The organism is Methanoculleus chikugoensis, assembly GCF_900095385.1.
GTDB classification, from domain to species: Archaea; Halobacteriota; Methanomicrobia; order Methanomicrobiales; family Methanoculleaceae; genus Methanoculleus; species Methanoculleus chikugoensis_A.
In genome coordinates, this window is the sequence record NZ_FMID01000017.1 from 101,054 (window position 1) to 121,484 (window position 20,431).

Below are 20,431 nucleotides of genomic sequence, written 5' to 3' on the forward strand. Positions count from 1 at the left end.
CATATTTAAAAATGTTGAATCCCTCTGTATATGGTACTCAATCGGAGGAATGCAGAGAGATGGATCTGGTATATCTGGCACCCATCGGTGCCGTTCTTGCTCTCCTCTTCGCAGGATACTCGTATATGAGTATCAAGCGGGAGGGCACGGGTACCGACCTGATGCAGAAGATTGCTGCCGCCATCCACACGGGAGCAATGGTCTACCTGAACAGACAGTATCGCGCTATAGCCATATTTGTCATCGTCCTTGCCGTCGTCCTCGGCGTCTGGATTAACCCGCTCACCGCGGCCTGCTTCGTGCTCGGTGCGGCGCTCTCGGCGACTGCCGGCTACATCGGCATGTACACGGCAACAGCCGCAAACGTCCGGACGACGAACGCCGCACGGCGCGGGATCGCGGACGCGTTCAAAGTCTCGTTCGCGAGTGGGTCGGTCATGGGCATGGCCGTGGTCGGTCTCGGGCTTCTCGGGCTCTCGATCGCCTATATGGTCATCAGCACCGTAACGGGGCTTCCCCAGGCTGAAGTCCTCACCATCGTGACCGGGTTCGGTCTTGGTGCAAGTTCGATCGCCCTCTTCGCCCGTGTCGGCGGCGGTATCTTCACCAAGGCCGCGGACGTCGGTGCCGACCTCGTCGGCAAGGTCGAGGCGGGCATCCCCGAGGACGATCCCCGGAACCCGGCCGTCATCGCCGACAACGTCGGTGACAACGTCGGCGACGTCGCCGGCATGGGTGCCGACCTCTACGAGTCCTACGTCGGCGCGATCATCTCGGCGATGGTCCTCGGCGTCGCCGTCGCGGCCACGACGTTCCCGAACGCCGATATCATGAACGTGATCCTTCTCCCGCTGCTGATCGCGGCAGCCGGTATCATTGCGTCCATCATCGGTTCGCTCTTTGTGCGGACGAACAAGACCGAGAGCAGCGCCATCCACCTGGCCTTCAACAAGGGCCTGGTTGCTGCGATGGCCGTGACCATCGTCGCCACCTACTTCCTGGTGACCCGGCTCCTCGGAGCGGAGTACATCGGGGTCTTCTACGCCACCGTCGCCGGTCTCGTCGCAGGGTTCGGCATCGGCCTGATCACGGAGTACTACACCTCGTTTGACCGGAAGCCGACCCTCTCTATCGTCAAGTCGACCGAGACCGGTGCGGCGACCACCATCATCACCGGGTTCGCCAAGGGGATGGAGAGCACCGTCTGGCCGGTGCTGATCGTCGCCGTCGCGATCTACGTCGCCTATCAGACCGCCGGGCTCTACGGTATCGCGATTGCCGCCGTCGGCATGCTCGCGACGCTCGGGATCTCCCTCTCCGTCGACGCCTACGGCCCTGTCGCCGACAACGCCGGCGGTATCGCCGAGATGTCCCACCAGAAGCCCGAAGTCCGCGAGATCACCGACACCCTCGACGCCGTCGGGAACACCACCGCCGCCATCGGCAAGGGGTTCGCCATCGGCTCTGCGGCCCTGACGGCGCTCGCCCTCTTCGCCGCCTACACCCAGGCGGTCGGTCTCTCTGTCATCGACATATCGGTCACGAACACCTTCATCGGCCTCCTGATCGGTGCGATGCTCCCCTTCCTCTTCTGCTCCATCACGATGATGGCGGTCGGAAAGGCAGCATACAGTATCGTCCACGAGGTCCGCCGCCAGTTCAAGGAGATCACCGGCCTCATGGAGGGGACAGCCGAACCCGACTACGCCTCCTGCATCACCATCTCCACGAACTCGGCGTTGCGTGAGATGATCGCGCCCGGCGTCCTCGCCGTCGCCGCGCCGCTCGTCGTCGGGTTCGTCCTCGGCACGGAAGCGCTCGGCGGCCTGCTCGTCGGTTCGCTTGCGTCCGGGTTCCTCCTCGCCGTCACGATGGCGAACGCCGGAGGTGCCTGGGACAACGCGAAGAAGTACATCGAGCAGGGCCATCTCGGCGGAAAGGGTTCCCCTGCCCACAAGGCGGCGGTCGTCGGCGACACCGTGGGCGACCCCTTCAAGGACACGTCGGGCCCGTCCCTGAACATTCTCTTGAAACTGATGTCCATGGTCGCGCTGGTCTTTGCGCCGCTGATCCTGGTCGTCTAATCTCATTCACTTTTTTCGGCGAACTCACCTGCGCCGGCACCCGCGCGGGCGCCGGCGCGGTTATACTATTGCACTGTTCCGGCATAGCCGTGTGAGAAGCTGTATGCCGGATTCGGGCGACAAAACACCGCAGTTCCGGATCCAGATCCAGCCATTTTATAAAGTACATTTGTTTAAACTTAAATTATAATGAGTAACATTGTCAACCTCCTCACCGCCGGCGTCTTCGGCGGCACCACCCTTCTGGCGTTGAAGAGCGGGGTCGGGTGCGGGCTTGCGGGACTGCAGACGCGCGAGACGCTCTTTCTTGCATCCGCGTACGCGATCGCGGCGCTCATCATAGGAGCAATCGCGGGTAGCATCCCGGTGAACGCAACAGAGCAGATCGTCGGCCTCGGCCTTGCTATGCACCTCATCATCGGGCTCGCGCTCGTCTATTCCGGGATCAAGACAAAGAAAAGATGGCTATCCGATCGGAAGGACATATCACGCCGGACGTTTCTCCTGATGTCGCTTCCCTGTCCGGCATGCCTTGCAGCAACATTTCTTTCGTGTCTCTTCTTCACCGAAACCACCGGGATGAGCGGCATTGTGGCAGGCGCCGTTGCCGGCGGGGTATTTTTTGCAGGAGTTGCTGGAGGAGGAGTGAGCACGAGCTGGATCACAACAAAGACCAGCACAAAAAATCCGTCCACCCTGGGTAACGTCATGCTGTTCCTTGGCCTCTTCTACCTGCTCTGCCTCCTCCTCGTCCCGGCTTACCTGCAGGCGCAGGACGCACCGGCATTCAACGTCACAACGGACCCGAACGGCATGCTCCTTGCGCTTGCCCTGATGGGAATCCTGATCCTGCTCGGGGCGCTCGCCGACAGGGTCCGGCATGCAGTAACGCACCCGGGAGGGAGATGATGGACTTTTCTGCACTGATTATGGAGACCATGTTCACCGTCTCCGGGGCGCTGCTCTATCCCGTGGTCATCCTGCTCCTTATCTTCGTTGTCTGGGCGCTGGCGGCCATCGGCCAGTTCATATCCGAGTACTCGGGAAGAACGCGCGACCCCCGGCGACTCAGAAACGGGTGTCTGCAGACGCGGGCGCTTATCGAGGCGCGATCCTGCAGTGAGGCTGCAGAGACACTGGCGGCGGCGGGATCAAATCCGCTCCTCGAATCGTTCATCGGCGACCTTACAGCGTTCCTCGGTGACGATCGGTTCTTGATCGAATCGGAGAAACTCCTCCAGGACTACGAACTACGTATCGCCGCTGAGCTGGAACGACTCAAGATCCTGGTGCGGACGGCCCCCATGCTCGGGCTCATGGGAACGCTGATACCCCTCGGCCCCGCACTGATGGGTCTTTCGGCAGGAAACGTCGAGACACTGGCATCAAATCTGGTCGTCGCGTTCAGCACAACAGTGCTCGGGTTGTTTGCCGGGGGCATCGCCTACGCCATCATGCTGACAAAACGCCGGTGGTATCTGCAGGACCTAAGCGACATGGAATACGTGGCGAGGATGGTCGCATGAGAAGACGCCGCATCATCCTTGACGACGATGACGAAGACCCTCTCTCCGGCGTCGCCAACCTCTTTGACGTCGCCATGGTCTTTGCCGTCGCTCTCCTGGTCATGCTCGTCGTCTCCTACAACGTCCCCGAGCTCCTTGATGACGAATCTGATCTCACGGTGGTGAAAAACCCGGGACAGCCGAACATGCAGATCATCATCAAGGAGGGCAAGACGCTCAAAGTGCTGAACATGACCGAGGAACTTGCCGGCGGCCAGGGCAGCCGCATGGGCACGGCGTACCGCCTTGAGAGCGGCGAGATTATCTACGTTCCCGACGATGGGGACGAGGATAACTAACTCTTTTGTCCAAAAACCGGCCTCTTCCGCCGCCCCGATACGTAACGTATATTAACAATCAAGCTTACTTGATCTACCTAAATAAAAGTTTAGTAAACGCCCGGCAGTAGAGAGTGCCGCCGGGAGGAAAAGAGGCCGGATTATGAGAGTTAAACGAAAAAGTCATTTATACAGTCTGTGTGCACTGATCACGATCGCCCTCCTCCTGATCGTACCCGTGGCGGGTGAAGACGCCGCGGACCCGGAGGAGAGCGGGTCGGCCCTGAACGTAACGGGCGGGATTGACACCCCGGACCCGGTTGAGACCACACCTGCGCCGCAGGCAACAGGGACGGAAGAGGAGAAAGAAGGACCACAACTGGAACCCTCCGACGCCGGAAACGCCACGCAGACCCCGGTCCCGACAACAACCGCCGGCAACACATTCCCACTAGAAGAAGACACCATAACCTGCTCCGGTGAAGAGAATGCGACCGGGGAGATGCGAGGAGGTGTCGCGGAGAACAGGTTCGCAATCGTCACGAACGACAGCCAGAGGCGGACTGCGCTCGCCGGCGTAACCGGGAGCGTCCCGTTAAACGTCTCCCTCTTCTCCGGAGAAGAGGCACTGCTGCACGACTTCTCCGAAGACCTCTTCATCTTCGCTGCTTCCACCGGCAACGATACCGTTGCGCACATCAACAGCACGCTGAACCCGAACGCCACGGTGATCACCTGCCATCTCCCCGAAGGCGTGGCCTTCGGCACCCCTGCGGATGGAGTTCTTCTGCAATACTGGCTCTACGGCGGCGAAGCAAACCTCGAACAACTCCTCCTGGCCCTGGACAATCAGTTCTACGGGGCCGGCCACGATCTCGCAGACCCCGTTCCGCCGCCCGGCAGACCGAGAATCGCGTGCGTCTTCTCCCGCCCATCCGAGGTTACGGGCATGGTGTCAATCTCCAGAGATCCCACAATTCAGTCCGTAATGGATATTTCTGCGTATCTGGGTATGTCAAACGAGGATCTCTCCTTCAGTCTCGATGGAAACGACGTCATCCTCCTCTCAAACCTGGATGCACCAGTCGTCGAGGCCATCAAAGGTACCATAAAGGACGCACGGGATAACGGGTGCGTCGTCATCTCCTGCGGGCCGCTCGTGCAGAGTTACAACCTGCATACCATCGATCCGTCCGATCCGAACGTGACAACGATCGTCGAGTACCTGGAGTATCCCTCGGACGTAAACTTCAACAACCTTGCACGATATACCGGTGTCACTTACTGTAATATTACATTAGACGTGGCCCCTCCCCAAAAACGGCCCGTGTACGGCATCTACCACCCTGATGCACCCCGGATCTTTGCCACGTCGGTGGAGTATCTGGACTGGTACGCCGCCTCCGGCGGATACGACGCGGCACGCCCGACCATCGGCATCATCACCGGCGACTATAAGTATATGAGCAGGGATGGTCCGATGATCGATGCCCTGATCCGGTCATTTGAGGGTGAGGGCGTCAACGTTATCGCGACTACCTACCACTACAACGACCCGGTTCGGATCGGATATTTCCTCGATAACGAAGAGGTACTCATCGACGCGGCCGTGCTCATCTCAAAGGCCTCCCGGCTTGACTACTCCGACCCTGAACGGGGGATCGAGAATCTTAAGCGCCTCAACGTCCCGGTGCTTAACGCTGTCAGGCTCTTTTACGATGTCAACGAAACGGCCTGGAGAGAGAGCCCTCACGGTGTCGGACCGGAGCAGGCATACCAGTTGCTTATGGCCGAACTCGACGGCACCATCGAACCCATCGTCGTCGCGGGCAAGGATCCTGACATCACCGGCGATATCTACATGCCGTTCGACGACCAGGTTGCATGGCTGACGAAGCGCACTCTCGGGTGGGCGAACCTGCACCGTACCGGCAACGCAGAGAAGAAGATTGTCATACCCTATTACGGTGAAGAAGCCGGGAAAGCCATGGTCGGTGCGGATGTCGACTACTACCTTGACGCGCAGGCCAGCCTTGCCAGCCTCCTTCAAGCAATGCGGGACCGGGGATACGATCTCGGCTCTGAACCGCTCCCCGACCGGGATGCACTCGCCGAACTGATGGCTACAAAAGGCTACAACGTCGGGACATGGGCACAGGAGGAACTGAACCGCCGCGTCGAGGCCGGTGACGTGATCCTTATCCCGGAAGGCCAGTACCTCGCATGGTTCAATGAATTACCGGCTACAAAGCGTCAGGAGATGATCGACATCTGGGGCGAACCCCCGGGCGAGATCATGGTCTATGAAAACGGCGGGACGCGTTCGCTCGTTATACCGACAATCCGGTTTGGTAATGTTCTTCTGGCGCCTCATCCCATGTGGGGCTGGGACCAGAATACAGATGTGACATACCACGACGGATCGGTTCCCCCGACGCACCAGTATCTGGCCTTCTACTATTACATGGATCGAGTATACGAGGCCGATGCGATCTTCTCGATCTTCAGCAACATCTGCATGATGCCCGGGAAAGAATCGGGGCTCGCAGCCGATGATTGGGGCGCCCTGCTGATGGGCGACATGCCGCACATCCACGTGCTCCCGATGGATGCGGAAGGGATCTTCGATCGGCGCCGTGCAAACATGGCGATTGTCGACTTCCTGACCCCAACCATCGTTCCGTCGGGCCTTTACGGCCCGCTCAGCAACCTTGACGATACTGTCGCGAACTACCGGACGGTCGTTGACGAGGCGGTAAAAGCCGAGTACAGGTCCGATATAATCGCCACCGTCAGGGACCTTGGCCTCGCCACAGATCTCGGGGCCGATCTCCAGACACTGGAGAACAACGATGCCGCATTTGACGCCTTTGTTGATGACCTGGGCGAATACTTAACAGAACTAAAGACCACGTTTATGCCTTACGGCTCTCACACGCTCAGCGAAGTCCCTGCCGGCGATCAGCTCGTCACCATGATAGACGGGATGCTGGGGAGATCGTTCGCCGATCATGTCGCTGCAGCCGGCAACGACGATGAGACACGCCTGGAACTCCTCACCGAAGTGATCCTCAACGGTGTATCACCGGCAGATGCGCAGGTGATGCACCTTGGCGCCGCCCATGCGGATATCACAGGGGATCTTAATCTTGCGCTGGACTACAAGAACCGGATCGCAGGCTGCAACATCGAGATACCGCGCATCCTGGATGCCCTCGAGGCGAAGTATATTCCCCCGGGTCCGAATGGCGACCCGTTGAGAAACCCCGACGCGCTCCCGACCGGCAGGAACCTCCACACCTTCGATGATCGGATCATTCCCACAAAAGCCGCCTGGACGGTCGGAAAGAGGCTTGGTGATGACCTGTTTTCGGCGCACATTGCATCGCACGGAACGTATCCCGACAAGGTCGCGTTCCTGCTCTGGTCGGTTGAGACGTCACGCCACCAGGGAACCATGGAGGCCGAAATACTCTATCTTCTCGGCGTGGAGCCAGTTTGGAACAAATACGGTCGCGTGGATGATGTGAAACTGATCCCGTCCACAGAGCTCGGCCGCCCCCGTATCGATGTACTTGTCGTCACGTCAGGCACATACCGGGATATGTATGCCGGTAAATTACTCCTGATCGATAAAGCGGTGCGACTTGCCGCCGCTGCCGACGACGGCGCCACACCGAACTATGTCCGTGAACATACCGCGGCGATCTACCAGGACCTCATCAATCGAGGATACGACGCGGAGACCGCAAGGGAACTCGCAGCCTCCCGCATCTTCTGCCCGCCGCCGGGATCGTATACCCCGGGGATACAGACTGCCATCGGGGCCACCGACACCTGGAGCAGCACCGAAGGACTCGCCGATCTTTACATCAACCGGATGGGCTACGTCTACGGGAGTACGATCTGGGGAGAGCAATATGCCGACGTCTTCCGTGCAAACCTGGGTGATGTGGATTCCGCAGTATTTTCCAGGACATCCAACCTTTACGGAACACTGGAGCACCCGATGGTTGCGGCCTACTTCGGAGGGCTGAACATGGCGGTAAAGAGCGTATCCGGAACCTCCCCTGATATGTACATCAATAACCAGCGGGACGCACAGAACCAGAAATTGGAGACACTCCAGCGTTTCGTCAGCCGCGATCTCCGTTCTCGATACCTGAATCCCGAATGGATAAAGGGCATGATGGAACAGGGCTTCGACGGAGCCCGCTATATGGAGGCTTTCGTAGAGAATATGTGGATCTGGGATGTCACCATGCCGGACCTGATCACGGAGGAGATGTGGGACAGCGTCTACGAGACATACGCCGAGGATCAGTATGACCTCGGCATGAAAGAGTTCCTCGATGCGCGCAATCCCTACGCATATCAGTCGATTGCCGCAAGGATGCTGGATGCCGCCAGAAAAGGATACTGGAACCCCGATGCCGACGTCCTGCAGCACCTCGCAGAGGAGTTCCAGCAGTCGGTCGAGTTCCACGGGGTGACGTGCTGCCACCACACCTGCGGCAACCTCCAGCTGGAGGCCTACATCCAGAGCCAGATCCCCGCACCTCAGGCGCCCGATTCCGACAGCAGCGGTAAGCGTCCATCCTCCCGCTCCTCCTCTTCGGCGCTCCCCACGTTCACACCGATTCCTTCCGGCACGGGAGATCAGGTCACCAACACGACGGATGCATCGGGGATCGGGAAGACCGTCGATCAAATGGCCGGCGATATGGCGAAGGCCGCACAGGAGGTGAGCGGCCATGTGATGCGGGAGGTACAGGATGCGATGGACAATCCGACCACCAGCACGCCCCTGATTCCCGTCATGCTGGTTATCCTGGTCGTCGGCGCAATAGCCGCCGGGTTCTGGCTGAAGCGACGGTGAAGAACTCCTCCTTTTTTGAAACCTGCGGATTGGGAGCAGGCCGGAGACCGGCATCCGTCCCTTCACGCCCTTCATACAAGACCCCGCCTTCCACCCCCGGACCGATCTCTGTTGTTCCGGCGACCGCAAAGTTTATCACATATTATACATTATTAATCGTGTAGAATTTGGGCGGCCGCGCGGTGAAGAGATCTGCGACGGTCACGCCCCCGCGGGGACCGGCACCGGCTGCCGGCGACCGGTATGCACAGGTAGCACGATTGCGGGCCGAACAGAGAAGCCCGGAGGATGAATGAAGACGGAATGAGGAGAATGGCTGAGTCGTTCGCCGTAAAACTGGAGGAGAAACGCTACCTCCCGGACCCCCAGTGCAGAACGAATGCCTGGGTGCCGGACTACTCACAGGCCTACGGCGAGTTCATGCGCGACCCCGAGGGTTTCTGGGAGAATGTCGCCCGTGAGCTCGTCTGGTTCGAGCCCTGGGACAGGGTCAGGGAGTGGAACTACCCCTACGCGAAGTGGTTCGTCAACGGAAAACTGAACATCACCGCGAGCTGCCTGGACCGCCACGTCGCAGCCGGCCGGAAGGAGAAGCCGGCGATCGTCTGGCACGGGGAGAGCGGAGAGAAGCGGATCCTCACCTACGAGGCCCTGCAGCGCGAGGTGATGCGGTTTGCAAACGGCCTGAAGTCCCTGGGCGTCGGGAAAGGCGACCGGGTCTGCATCTACATGCCGCTCGTCCCCGAGCAGATTGTCGCGATGCTCGCCTGCGCCCGGATCGGTGCCGTCCACTCGGTGGTCTTCGGCGGGTTCGGGCCCGATGCGCTCGCGATGCGGATCAACGATGCGGGGGCAAAGGTCCTCGTCACCGCGGACGTCGGCTACCGGCGGGGAAAGACCGTCCCGCTCAGGGAGATCGCAAATGAGGCCATCCGCCACACGCCGTCCGTCGAGCGGGTCGTCGTCCTCCGGCGGGAGAGCCCGGGCGCCGGCCTCGATCCCGCACGCGAGGTCGACTATGCGGCCCTCACGGGAGAGGCCGCGCCGGACTGCCCGCCGGAGGTGATGGACTCGGAGGACCCGCTCTTCATCCTGTATACGAGCGGTTCGACCGGCGCACCGAAGGGGATCGTCCACACCTGCGGCGGTTACATGGTCGGGACCTACTACACCGCCCGCCACGACTTCGACATCAAGGAGACCGACGTCTTCTGGTGCACCGCCGACCCCGGGTGGATCACCGGCCACAGCTATATCGTCTACGGCCCGCTCGCGGTCGGGACGACGGTCGTCATCGCCGAAGGGACGCCCGATTACCCGGATCCGGGCGCCTACTGGCGGCTGGTCCAGGATCTCGGGGTGACGATCTTCTACACCGCGCCGACGGCCATCCGGATGTTCATGCGCTACGGTGACGAGTGGCCGGCGAAGTACGACCTCTCGACGCTCCGGGTGCTCGGTTCGGTCGGCGAACCGCTCAACCCCGAGGCGTTCGAGTGGTACTACCGCACCATCGGCGGCGAGCGGTGCCCGATCGTGGACACCTGGTGGCAGACCGAGACCGGGATGCACATGATCACCACGATGGTCGGCGAACCGATGAAGCCGGGGTTTGCCGGCAAACCCATCCCGGGCGCCGTCGTGGACGTCGTCGACAGGACGGGGAAACCCGTCCCGCCCGGAACCGGCGGGTTCCTGGTGATCCGCGAGCCCTGGCCGGCCATGCTCCGGACGGTTCACGGCAACGACGAGCGCTACTGCGCCTACTGGAAGACCATCCCCGGGTGCTACACCACAGGCGACCTCGCGGTGAAGGACGAGGACGGCTACATCATGGTCCTCGGCCGGGCAGACGACCTGATCGTCGTCGCCGGGCACAACATCGGGACGGCCGAGGTCGAGAGCGCGCTCGTCTCCCACGACGCGGTGGCGGAGGCGGCGGTCATCGGGAAACCCGATCCCTTGAAAGGGAACGTCATCAAGGCGTTCGTCACCCTCCGCGTGGGGGTGAGCCCCGGCGACGGCCTCACCGACGACCTCGCCCGGCACGTCCGAAAGAGCCTCGGGCCCGTCGCGGTTCCGGCCGAGATCGAGTTCATGGACAGGCTCCCGAAGACCCGGAGCGGCAAGATCATGCGCCGGGTCCTGAAAGCCCGCGAGCTCGGGATGGACCCGGGCGACATCTCAACGCTCGAGGAGTAGACGGTCATGACGGACACACCGACGATCTTCGGGCTGCCTGCGGAGAAGGGGCGATGGGGGCTCGTCGCCCTCGGCCTCGTCGTCAACCTCTGCCTCGGGAGCATCTACTCCTGGAGCGTATTTGTGGCGCCGCTTGCGGCGCACTTCACCGCGACGCTCGGTCGGGAGGTGACGGCGGCGGAGGTCCTCCTCCCGTTCTCGGTCTTCCTCGCCTTCTTCGCGATAGCGATGCCGCTCACCGGGAAGTACATCGAACGCTACGGCCCGCGGAGAGTGACGATCGTCGGCGGGCTCCTCACCGGCCTCGGGTGGATCCTCGCCTCGACGGCGACGTCGGTCGAGGCTCTCTACGTCGTCTACGGCGTTATCGGCGGGCTCGGGGTCGGGATCGCCTACGGGGCGCCGGTCGCCGTGGCCACCCGGTGGTTCCCGGACCGGCGGGGGCTCGCGGTCGGGCTTGCCCTGCTCGGATTCGGGTTCTCGGCCTTCGTCACCGCGAACGCCGCCGGAGCCCTGATCGCCGCCTACGGGGTGATGGCGACGTTCCGGATCTTCGGCGCCGCGCTGATCGCCGTGCTGGTCATCTCGGCCCTGCCGCTCCGGTTCCCGCCGGAGGGCTGGCGGCCGGCGGGATGGTCGGCGCCCGCACCCGGGGTCGGAACGGCGCCGGTCTGCGAGTGCGACCGGAGAGGGATGCTCCGGACGGGAACGTTCTACGGGCTCTTCGCCTGCTACTTCGTCGGCTGCCTCGCGGGGCTGATGGCGATCTCGATCGCAAAACCGGTCGGGACCGAACTCGCCGGGGTGGACGCGGGGCTCGCAACGCTCCTCGTCGGGTTCTTCGCCGTCTTCAACGGGCTGGGCCGGCCGGCGTTCGGCGGGCTTGCCGACCGGATATCGGCGCAGAAGACGGCGATGCTGACCTTCGCGCTGATCGCGGCGGCATCCGTCCTGATGTGGCTCGCACCGGGGGTTCCCGCCTACATCGTCGCGTTCGCCGTCCTCTGGGGCTGCCTCGGGGGCTGGCTTGCGATCGCGCCGACGGCGACGGCCTCCTACTTCGGGACGTGCGACTACCCGCGCTGCTACGGGGTCGTCTTCCTCGCCTACGGCGCAGGCGCCATCGCCGGGCCGCAGCTCGCGGGGTTCATCCGGACGGCGACCGGGACGTATCTCGGGGTCTTCCCGTGGGTCGCGGCCCTCGCCGCCGTGGGGTTCGCCGTCGCCTGGCTCCTGATGCGGCCGCCGGCCGGCGTTCCGGCGAGAGAGCCCCTGCCGGGATCGGCGGTGGAAGAACAGGGTAATTGACTTAGAGGAATCGCTCCGCTAAGGATGAGTTCCTTCAAATTATCCTAAATCATTGACTCACGCGAAGCCGCGAAGGACGCGAAGAACGGTTATCCGAGAGCAACTCCCCTTCGCGGCTTCGCGCACTTCGCGTGAGGCTATACTGCCTTCTATCGACGAACGGGTTTCCCCGGGGGTTGTGTGAAGCGTTCGACGGAGAGAACGGTTACACGCTCTCCGTGAGCCCGAGCCGCCGGAGCACTCCCGCGGCCGCACCCATCCCGCCGTCCAGGTAGACCGCGCCGACGAGCGCTTCCAGGCACTCGGCGAGGACCCGGCCGGAGGTCCAGACCCTCTGGGCGGCCTCGCCCTTCCCCCAGCGGACGTAGTCCGCGAGAGCGAGGTCTTCGGCGAGAGCGCGGAGCCGGGACATGTTCACCAGGTTCATCTTGCGGTTCGTGATCGCGCCTTTGTCGTGCGCCCCGCCCGCGACCACCGCCTCAACGACGGCCACGTTGATGACCGCATCGCCGAGAGTGGCGAGGGCGTCCATGTGGGCGTCGGCAGGAAGCCCCGCCTCCAGGGTGTAGGCGAGGCGGGTGAGCGCCCGCTCGAGAAGCGAACGATCCTTGAAGGTATAGCCGATCCGCTCCTCGATCACGCCCGGGTCCCTGCGGCCGGCGTCACTCTGGCGCATAAAAAGAGGTTACTCCAGGACTTCCGCCTTCTCGATCCGGATGGGGACCTTCGGCTTATCGGCGGAGCCCGTCTTCACCTTCCCGATCTTGTCGACGATGTCCATCCCGCCGACGACCTCGCCGAAGACCGGGTGGGCGCTCGGCGTCTGTGGGTTGTCCCAGTCGAGGTAGGTGTTGTCCACCAGGTTGATGAAAAACTGGCTGCCGCCGGAGTTCGGGCGTCCGGTGTTCGCCATCGCGATCGTCCCCCGGACGTTTGAGTGGCCCTTCACGAACTCGTCGGTGATGGTGTAGCCCGGGCCGCCCGTCCCGGTGCCGGTGGGGTCGCCGCCCTGGATCATGAAGTTCGCGATCACGCGGTGAAAGATCGTGCCGTCGTAGAACCCGGATTTTGCGAGTTTCTCAAAGTTCCCCGCGGTCACCGGCATGTCGTCGTAGAGGCGGATCGTGATATCTCCCATGGTCGTGTGGAGCACGACGTTCTTTTCAGCCATAATCATTAACTCCGTTATGGTATTGTCCCGTTTTTCTACTTATACTGATGGAGGGCGGCATGCCGGGAGGCCTGGCTCACCAGGTCAACAAGATCAAATAAACAAACCTCGCGAGTAAAAGTGATTTATATGAGCAGCCCGGAAATATATGTATGTACTCCGGAGCGAACATTCTCCCCGGCCGGGATATATCCACCATTCCCCATCCGATCTCTGGCAGCGGAGGGCTCCCCGAATGAACCGCCGGGCGCCGGTCTTCATCATCACCGGCGGACAGGGCCAGTGCAAGACGACGTTCCTGCATCTGGTTCTCGGGCTCATCGTCGGGCTGAACGTGCGCGTCCGCGGGGTCATCGCCCCCGGACACGTGCGGGACGGGCGGCGGTCGGGGTTCACCCTGGTCGACCTCGCCACCGGCGAGCACGAGGAACTCTGTTCGGTCGACCCCGATCCCCGGTGCGAGGCCCACGGCCGGTTCTACTTCCGCCCCGAAGGACTCGCGTTCGGCCGCCGGGCGCTCGCGCCGCCCGACCCGCGGGAGACCGATCTGATGGTCATCGACGAGGTGGGGAGGTTCGAACTCCAGGGCGGGGTCTGGGCGGAGCAGCTCGACCGCCTGCTCGCGCACCCGCACCCGCCGATGGTCTGGACGGTCCGGCGCCGGCTCCTCGATACCGTCGTCGAGCGGTGGAATATCACGAACCCCGTCGTGGTGGACGTCGGGGCCGCGAGCGTCATGGCGACGGCGGACGCCGTGATGGATGCCGTCTGGGAGTGGCGGGAGGCGCAGACGTTCTCCCCGGTTCCGGCGCCTCCGCTCCCGGGGGATCGCATCGGCGCTCCAGCGCTCTTTGCGGATGCGGCCGCCGGGGCGCCACGGAGCACCCCGGTGATCCTCCGGCGGTGCTACGGTCCCGAGGAGTGAGGGGAGCCCTCCCCGGATCCGGAACGACAACGGGGATCTGCGGAAAAACCCGATGCATTTTTTACTCCGGTATAATGAGCGGGCTACGAGAACGCCCACCGGCACCAACGCATCGACGGACTGCCGCCGGGTCGCGCACAGTCGATACACGACTTCCGGCCCTCGATTGCGGCTGAAAAATGGGATCTGCCTGCCGTGTCGCATATTCAGGCTGCCCAACCGCAAACGTGATGACGACGGTCGTCCATTCCGGGCCTTCATGCCCAAGAAAGAACGTTGGGAACGGCCTTACCCCGAGCAAAGCCACCGCAGGAAGACCCGCGAGGAAATCCTTGGAGATTGCGCAACACGATATTATGAGTGATATCGTTATGAGCGCTTTTCAGACCGTAGTTTTCCTTTCACCCGCAACAACTCACTCTATGCGAATTTAGAGGCACGGAACATTCGGCGGTGCTTATGCCGTTCCGCTGAGTATCTCCGCCGCCTGCTCCCGTGTTATGTCGCAGTTGTAGAACTCTTTGTAGAAGGCTATGACCTCTGCCTCCATATCGAAGTCCTTGAACTGTTCGGGGTAGATTATCTTCGCTACCCAGAGCACCATCAGCGGCGTCTCGCTCGTACGCTGGCACCAGTAGTGTGCTCCCATGGGCGCCGCATACACGTTTCCGTTCTTTATCGCGCTTACCCCGCTGAGCCTTGTATCATTTCGAACAGGGGCAGTCTGTTCGGGATTGAAGAGGATGATCACGTCGGGGTCCCATGCGAGTAGCTGCTCCAGATCGAACGTCATGCTCTCCGCGACGCGTTTGTTCTTGGCGACAGCTATGCCTCCGGCTTTCTCGATCCACCAATCACTTATCTTGAGGCCTGCCGACATGCTGTTGTAGTTGCAGAACAGCACCTTCGGCCGCTGGTCGTCCGGCAGGGATGCGACGACCTTACCCGGGCGGGCGGTGGCCTCGTCGAAGTACCTGACGTATCTCTCAGCCCTCTCCTGCTCGTCGAAGATCCCCCCGAGCACTCTCATCAGGCCCTTCACGTCCTCGGCATCCGTCCAGGAGAGGTAAATGACAGGGATATCGTTCTTCTCGAGTGTTTCTACTTGCCCCCTCTCCATGGTAAACACAACGTCGGGGTTGATCTTCATGAGCTCCTCGATATTGATCTCCCCGCCTGCTGGTTGGATCGTTGGCTTATTCTTTAGACCGGGCTCGATCGCATACTGGTACTTCCACTTGCCTTGTTTGATAAATGAGTCGGGCAGGTTATTGGCGATCTTATCCCCCTTCCCCATAATGAACATGAAACTATTCAACACCGGCACGGAACCGATCGTCACGATACTATCGATATTCTTCGGGATGACAACCTCCCGCCCCGCCATGTCCGTGACCACCCTTGTCCCGCTGTCGGTTGCCTGTCCCTGCCCGGTGCAGCCGCAGGTGAACGCCAGAAGTGCTATGAGTGATAGGACTATGAACGCTTTCAGGACTGTACTCGTCTCTTTCATCATCAACGCCCCCTGCAGGCCTCATACGCAGGTCCCGTACGGGTAGTCCTTCGGGCAATCCGGCATATCGCCTCACAGGTGTGGTATAACGTCTTTAATGCCGGGAGTTTAATTTTTTCTATTTACAAAATAGATTTGTTAACATTTTATTGTTAATTTTCCCGTGTTGCGAGGTCGGTGAGTTCGCCGGGGCACCCCCTGGTACGGAACCCGGTTGGGCGATCTCTGATGGGTTATACTCCGGTAAACCCCCGAAGTTCGGCGACAGGATGGGGAGAGGGGATACGAGAAGTTCTCCGTTAATTTCTCCGGGCATGCCGAACGGAAAAGCATCGATCAGTTGAGCCCGTTCATACCCCGTCTCCGGCCGTGACGGACCAGACCATCATGCCGCTGCAACTCTCTGTTTCGGAACGATATTTGCCGTCCGGCGACGCATTTTTGTAGTACTCCCTGATCTTTTCCTCGACATCGCTGGAAACATAGCGGGTGCATTTCAGATCGTTGATCGTCTCTTCCGCTGCTTCGGCCCAGTTCCGCTCCTGGGTCCTTGAAAAACGGCTGAACTTCACAAGCGGCCGGTAACCGAGAACATAGAGGTACATAAACGGATACACCATATCCGGTCCGGGAGTTTCGGGTTCCTCACCCAGGATCTTCCTGAAAATCTCCCGGCGAGCCCCGTCTGTGCCCACCCTCCCGACGAAGCGGCTGTAATAGCAGAACTGCCTTGAACACGCCATCATCCGGTCGAAGGTCTCGACGTCCCTGATTCCCGGCGTCATCGACGCGATCACGAGATCGAACTTCTCCCGGAACCCAAGTTTGTCGATATCGGCCGACCACCACGAGCATTCGACCGCGTTGATCCGTAACCTCTCGTTTTTCGCGGTTTCCCTGAGGTGGTCGAGCATCCTCGTCGAGATGTCGAGGGCCGTGACGTCCGCCCCGGCCCGGGCAAGGGGGAGGGAGAGGGTGCCCGGTCCGCACCCGATGTCGAGGACGCGTGCGCCCTCGAGCGAGATACCGGCCTCCTCCAGAATTGCAAAAACATCGGCAACTCGTTTCCGGTGCCTTTCCTCATCCATGTTCTGTACAAAGCGGTCAGCCCGCTCATCCCATTGGGTCGCCTGCAGGTCGTCAGTGACTATCCTGCTGTTCTGTGCCGATGCATTCCAGCAGTCGATCCAGCATTTCACATTGTTATCCGGTGTCATTCGTGCGTTCACGGTTCCTGGGACCGCCGGACGGCGATCCGGTCGGCCCCCTTCCCGAAGAAGTGGTAGCCGGAACCGCCCTCGGCAAGGATATCCAGCAGGCGATCGGGATCGGTCACCTGGTTTCCACCGACGATCTCCACGCCGCGCGAGAAGAGAGCATCGGGGAGGATGCTCACCGAAGGGCCGAGCACGACCACCGTGGCTTCCGGCCGGGCGAGTTCGAGCAGGTGGTCGAGCGTCCCGTTGATCAGCGTGGTGCCGGTGATGACCAGGGTATCGGCCCAGGGAACGACCATATCCGTCTCCTCGACCGGCGTGTAGAACGGCAGTTCGTCGGGCTTGAGCGTACGGGGATCCATCTCGAGGACGCGAAACGGCTGGCCGGCCTGCTTGAGGGCACGCAGATACGGGGTCAGCGCCCCGACGACCACGACATTCCCGCTCTCCTGTATCGTGAGGAGATCGACCGCATCGACGCCGCGTACAACGGGGTGATCCGGCCCGGGGCATACATCGTCACAGAGCGCCGATAACGCGCTGACGACCGCGATCCCGAGCGCCTTGCGCATCGGCCGGTCTCCAAGGGCGTCGGCCAGGTAGGCCCCTATGTTCCGCTCCCGGAGCCTCCCCGAGTGCGGCATCGCCTTTGCCGAACTCGGGCAGCAGACGGCTTCCGGGATCGACTTTATGGGCGTGGCGCAGATGCCCCCGTGGCCCGTACTGAGTTTGACTCCGGTGAAGAAGATTCCCACAACCGCCCGCTCGACCCTCACGTCATCCATCCTCTCCCCGAGGCGCTCCTTGAGGATCCGGACGGTCTCGTCGAGGACTGTGCTGTCGCCCATCAGTTCCCGCACCCGCCCGGCCCGCAACTGCACCCGGAAGACGAGGAGCCGTCCCGGCAATGCCCGGTCTCGCTGTCACCTTTCGTCGCACAGAAGAGGACGCCATAGCCCATTCCGGTCTCGTGGGGGGAGTTGGTGATGTCGATGTATCCCAGGCGCTTGAGCACGGCCTCAAGGCCTTCCGGGTGGCAGAGCGGATGCCCGGCGCTCATGAGTGCCCGGTCGAGTTCTGCAGTCCCGCTCCCGGAGGCTATGGTGCAGCCCGGTGAGCAGAAGAGATGGTTGAGGACGAGAAGACCACCGGGGGCGAGGGATTCCGTGATCTTGCCGAGGACGTCCGTCAGCCGGTCCCGGAACTTATAGAGGAGGTGCGAGACGATGACGAGGTCGTAACCCCTGCCCGGATCGTCGGCGAGGATGTCTCCTCCCCGGGCGGAGACCCGTCCACCCATACCGTATTTGCCGATGTACTCCCGGGTCAGCGGCACCACGTGCGGTAGATCGAAGACGGTTGCCTGGAGGTTCGGGTTCTCCTGGCAGAGGGCGACGGCGTAGAGGCCGTGGCCGCCGCCGACATCAAGCATGGACCGGGCGTTCCCGAACTCGGGGCGCTGGCCGATCTGGCTGACTACGTGCTGCAGTTCGCCCCGGGTGCACCGCTGGGCGACCGCCCTGAGGTGGTCGTGCGTCGGCCGGGGACCGGTTTTCGGTGTCTCCATGCCGTTCCTGAGCGTTGCGGCCAGGTCGGACCACAACGAAGTTTCCCTGCAGGCGGCGAGAATCAGGTCGCCCTGGTAGGTGGGGCTGGTGCTGACCAGGAGTTCTTCGGCGATTGGGGTGTTTGCACACACGTTCTCTTCGAACGTGATATATCCCATATCGGCGAGCGCCGCGAGAAAACCCCGGGTAAACATCCCGTTTATGCCGATTGCAGTGACGTCGTTTCGTGCGGTCGGGCCACGCTCCGAGAGCCAGTCAAAGAACCGGAGTTCGAGCGCTGCCGAGAGGACCTGGTACGATTGGTACCCGGACAGGGCTGCATCCAGGCGTGCAACACCCTCTACCGCCGGCATGACCTGCCGGAGCTGGATTGTCTGTTTTGTCATGGTGTAATCACATCCGTTCAAATTGGTGTCGGGTGGAGGATGCTCTCTACCTCTTGGTCCGTGAGGTCGTAGTCGTAGAACTCACGGAAAAACTTCTTTGTCTCGTCGGCGAGGTCGACGTCGGCGAACCGGTCGGGGTAGAGTTTCTGTGCAAGCCAGAGGATCCCGAGCGGGCTCTCCGGTGCGGGGCGATCCCACCAGAAGGTTCCTATGGGACACGGATACACCGCCCCATCCCGGACCGCTGTGATGGTCGCAAACTGGGGGTTGGCTACAAACGCACCGGCCGGGCTCGAGTAGTCCTTCATGTTCGACGCAACGTAGATAACCTCGGGGTCCCACCGGACGAGCTCTTCGGCAGAGATCTCATAGCCCCCACGGATAACCTTCTGGTCGATCCCTCCGGCGACGTTGATCCCTCCTGCCGCGCGAATCATGTCGTTGCCCCACGCACCGTGTCCTTCTGTCTTGAGGGGCGTGCTCATCATATAATAGACCCGTTTCCGCTCGCCCTCGGGGATATCGGCGAGTTTCGACTCTATCCGCGCGAGCGTTTCATCCCAGTACGCAACCAGCCGTTCGGCACGCTCTTCGCGCCCGAAGACCAGACCCAGCATGCGGAACTCCTGTTTCAGTTCCTCGACTCCGGCACGCCCCGTGAGTACCCGCACGACCGGAACCCCGGCCGCTTCAATGCGGGCGTTTCCAGTCTCTGCATAATAACTCCCGATAACGATGTCGGGGTTGAGTTTCAGGATCTCCTCCACGTTGGCGTTGTCGAAGGAACCGACGTCGGGTGTGGTGCAGTATCCCGGGACGACGGTGTACAGGCGCTCCGTAGTGCATTGTTGCGGCTGGGCGACGACCCGGTCGCCGACCCCCAGGGCGGCCAGTTCCTGCGCCGCTCCGCCGCAGCAGGTGATGGCCACGGTCCTGACCTCGGACGGGATGACCACTGTCCTGCCGTCCATATCAGTAATGTTCCGGACGGTTACAGCAGATTCTTCACCGGCTGTCCCGGGCGCTGCAAGGATGAAAGCAAGAGCCAGGACGGCGCAGACGGCCACAATGGCAGGAACCAGATGACGAGCATCTTTCTTCATACCAACTACACCGTATATTAGTGCAGCGTGAGGAGATATTAAATATATAATATTTACATCTTGAGATTGTCAAGTTAAAACGGTTTATTGGCAAGGATACAGAGATCTGTATCCCCGCACCCGAACCGATACGCCCCATTCGGCACGGTGATCTCGAATCGGGCACACTTGAACTGTTACAACACACCGGTTGCGGCGGTAATCCAAGCGGAGCCGCCGCAGAAAAGACCCC

Annotated in this window: 15 protein-coding genes; 8 read left to right on the forward strand and 7 right to left on the reverse strand. The window is 61.5% G+C overall.

What is annotated here, in order from left to right:
• Nucleotides 1-59: 59 nt before the first annotated feature.
• The 7 genes from L21_RS03300 to L21_RS03330 all read left to right on the forward strand — a co-directional run bounded on the left by L21_RS03300 (nt 60) and on the right by L21_RS03330 (nt 12,316).
• Complete coding sequence (locus tag L21_RS03300) at nt 60-2,084, forward strand: sodium-translocating pyrophosphatase (protein WP_074369072.1); 2,025 nt, start codon at nt 60-62, stop codon at nt 2,082-2,084.
• Nucleotides 2,085-2,273: 189 nt separating this feature from the next.
• Nucleotides 2,274-2,993 carry a DUF2162 domain-containing protein gene (locus L21_RS03305; protein ID WP_074369073.1) on the forward strand — a complete coding sequence of 240 codons (720 nt, stop codon included), beginning with the start codon at nt 2,274-2,276 and terminating at the stop codon, nt 2,991-2,993.
• A complete protein-coding gene (locus L21_RS03310) occupies nt 2,990-3,610 on the forward strand; it encodes a MotA/TolQ/ExbB proton channel family protein (protein ID WP_256712170.1) in 621 nt (206 codons plus the stop codon). The genes L21_RS03305 and L21_RS03310 overlap by 4 nt, the downstream gene beginning before the upstream one ends.
• The gene (locus tag L21_RS03315) at nt 3,607-3,948 is read left to right on the forward strand and encodes a DUF2149 domain-containing protein (protein WP_074369075.1); all 342 of its coding nucleotides are present in this window, start codon (nt 3,607-3,609) and stop codon (nt 3,946-3,948) included. The genes L21_RS03310 and L21_RS03315 overlap by 4 nt, the downstream gene beginning before the upstream one ends.
• A 142-nt stretch (nt 3,949-4,090) precedes the next feature.
• On the forward strand, nt 4,091-8,806 hold the full coding sequence (locus tag L21_RS03320; protein WP_074369076.1) for a cobaltochelatase subunit CobN: 4,716 nt from the start codon (nt 4,091-4,093) through the stop codon (nt 8,804-8,806).
• Nucleotides 8,807-9,118: 312 nt separating this feature from the next.
• Nucleotides 9,119-11,008, forward strand: coding sequence for an acetate--CoA ligase (gene acs / locus L21_RS03325; protein ID WP_074369077.1), 1,890 nt, complete (start codon nt 9,119-9,121; stop codon nt 11,006-11,008).
• A gap of 6 nt (nt 11,009-11,014) precedes the next feature.
• The gene (locus L21_RS03330; protein WP_074369078.1) at nt 11,015-12,316 is read left to right on the forward strand and encodes an L-lactate MFS transporter; all 1,302 of its coding nucleotides are present in this window, start codon (nt 11,015-11,017) and stop codon (nt 12,314-12,316) included.
• Between the two features lie 205 nt (nt 12,317-12,521).
• Here the strand turns inward: L21_RS03330 and L21_RS03335 are convergent, their stop codons facing one another.
• Both L21_RS03335 and L21_RS03340 read right to left on the reverse strand, forming a co-directional pair.
• Complete coding sequence (locus tag L21_RS03335) at nt 12,522-12,992, reverse strand: ribonuclease III domain-containing protein (protein ID WP_074369079.1); 471 nt, start codon at nt 12,990-12,992, stop codon at nt 12,522-12,524.
• Nucleotides 12,993-13,001: 9 nt separating this feature from the next.
• Entirely contained in the window at nt 13,002-13,487 is a 486-nt protein-coding gene (locus L21_RS03340; RefSeq protein ID WP_074369099.1) for a peptidylprolyl isomerase, read from the reverse strand.
• 235 nt (nt 13,488-13,722) lie between these two features.
• Between L21_RS03340 and L21_RS03345 the strand changes: the two genes are divergently transcribed.
• Entirely contained in the window at nt 13,723-14,412 is a 690-nt protein-coding gene (locus L21_RS03345) for a nucleoside-triphosphatase (RefSeq protein WP_074369080.1), read from the forward strand.
• A 457-nt stretch (nt 14,413-14,869) separates the two neighbouring features.
• Here L21_RS03345 and L21_RS03350 read toward each other — a convergent pair whose 3' ends face one another.
• From L21_RS03350 to L21_RS03370, 5 genes are all read right to left on the reverse strand, one after another.
• Nucleotides 14,870-15,928, reverse strand: a complete 1,059-nt coding sequence (locus tag L21_RS03350) for an ABC transporter substrate-binding protein (RefSeq protein WP_256712171.1) — start codon at nt 15,926-15,928, stop codon at nt 14,870-14,872.
• A gap of 347 nt (nt 15,929-16,275) precedes the next feature.
• On the reverse strand, nt 16,276-17,124 hold the full coding sequence (locus tag L21_RS03355) for a class I SAM-dependent methyltransferase (RefSeq protein WP_256712172.1): 849 nt from the start codon (nt 17,122-17,124) through the stop codon (nt 16,276-16,278).
• A 26-nt stretch (nt 17,125-17,150) separates the two neighbouring features.
• Entirely contained in the window at nt 17,151-17,990 is an 840-nt protein-coding gene (locus tag L21_RS03360; RefSeq protein ID WP_074369101.1) for a DUF364 domain-containing protein, read from the reverse strand.
• Nucleotides 17,990-19,096, reverse strand: a complete 1,107-nt coding sequence (locus L21_RS03365) for a methyltransferase (RefSeq protein WP_074369082.1) — start codon at nt 19,094-19,096, stop codon at nt 17,990-17,992. The genes L21_RS03360 and L21_RS03365 overlap by 1 nt, the downstream gene beginning before the upstream one ends.
• Nucleotides 19,097-19,113: 17 nt before the next feature.
• Nucleotides 19,114-20,199, reverse strand: coding sequence for an ABC transporter substrate-binding protein (locus tag L21_RS03370; protein WP_074369083.1), 1,086 nt, complete (start codon nt 20,197-20,199; stop codon nt 19,114-19,116).
• Nucleotides 20,200-20,431: the final 232 nt, after the last annotated feature.

Excerpts from the sequence above, each read along its gene's own strand:
- L21_RS03310 (WP_256712170.1), top strand. The coding sequence starts at position 2,990 with ATGATGGACTTTTCTGCACTGATTATGGAGACCATGTTCACCGTCTCC.
- L21_RS03300 (WP_074369072.1), top strand. The coding sequence starts at position 60 with ATGGATCTGGTATATCTGGCACCCATCGGTGCCGTTCTTGCTCTCCTC.
- L21_RS03365 (WP_074369082.1), bottom strand. The coding sequence starts at position 19,096 with ATGACAAAACAGACAATCCAGCTCCGGCAGGTCATGCCGGCGGTAGAG.
- L21_RS03350 (WP_256712171.1), bottom strand. The coding sequence starts at position 15,928 with ATGATGAAAGAGACGAGTACAGTCCTGAAAGCGTTCATAGTCCTATCA.
- L21_RS03330 (WP_074369078.1), top strand. The coding sequence starts at position 11,015 with ATGACGGACACACCGACGATCTTCGGGCTGCCTGCGGAGAAGGGGCGA.
- L21_RS03360 (WP_074369101.1), bottom strand. The coding sequence starts at position 17,990 with ATGGGCGACAGCACAGTCCTCGACGAGACCGTCCGGATCCTCAAGGAG.
- acs (WP_074369077.1), top strand. The coding sequence starts at position 9,119 with ATGGCTGAGTCGTTCGCCGTAAAACTGGAGGAGAAACGCTACCTCCCG.
- L21_RS03345 (WP_074369080.1), top strand. The coding sequence starts at position 13,723 with ATGAACCGCCGGGCGCCGGTCTTCATCATCACCGGCGGACAGGGCCAG.
- L21_RS03335 (WP_074369079.1), bottom strand. The coding sequence starts at position 12,992 with ATGCGCCAGAGTGACGCCGGCCGCAGGGACCCGGGCGTGATCGAGGAG.
- L21_RS03340 (WP_074369099.1), bottom strand. The coding sequence starts at position 13,487 with ATGGCTGAAAAGAACGTCGTGCTCCACACGACCATGGGAGATATCACG.
- L21_RS03315 (WP_074369075.1), top strand. The coding sequence starts at position 3,607 with ATGAGAAGACGCCGCATCATCCTTGACGACGATGACGAAGACCCTCTC.
- L21_RS03305 (WP_074369073.1), top strand. The coding sequence starts at position 2,274 with ATGAGTAACATTGTCAACCTCCTCACCGCCGGCGTCTTCGGCGGCACC.
- L21_RS03370 (WP_074369083.1), bottom strand. The coding sequence starts at position 20,199 with ATGAAGAAAGATGCTCGTCATCTGGTTCCTGCCATTGTGGCCGTCTGC.
- L21_RS03320 (WP_074369076.1), top strand. The coding sequence starts at position 4,091 with ATGAGAGTTAAACGAAAAAGTCATTTATACAGTCTGTGTGCACTGATC.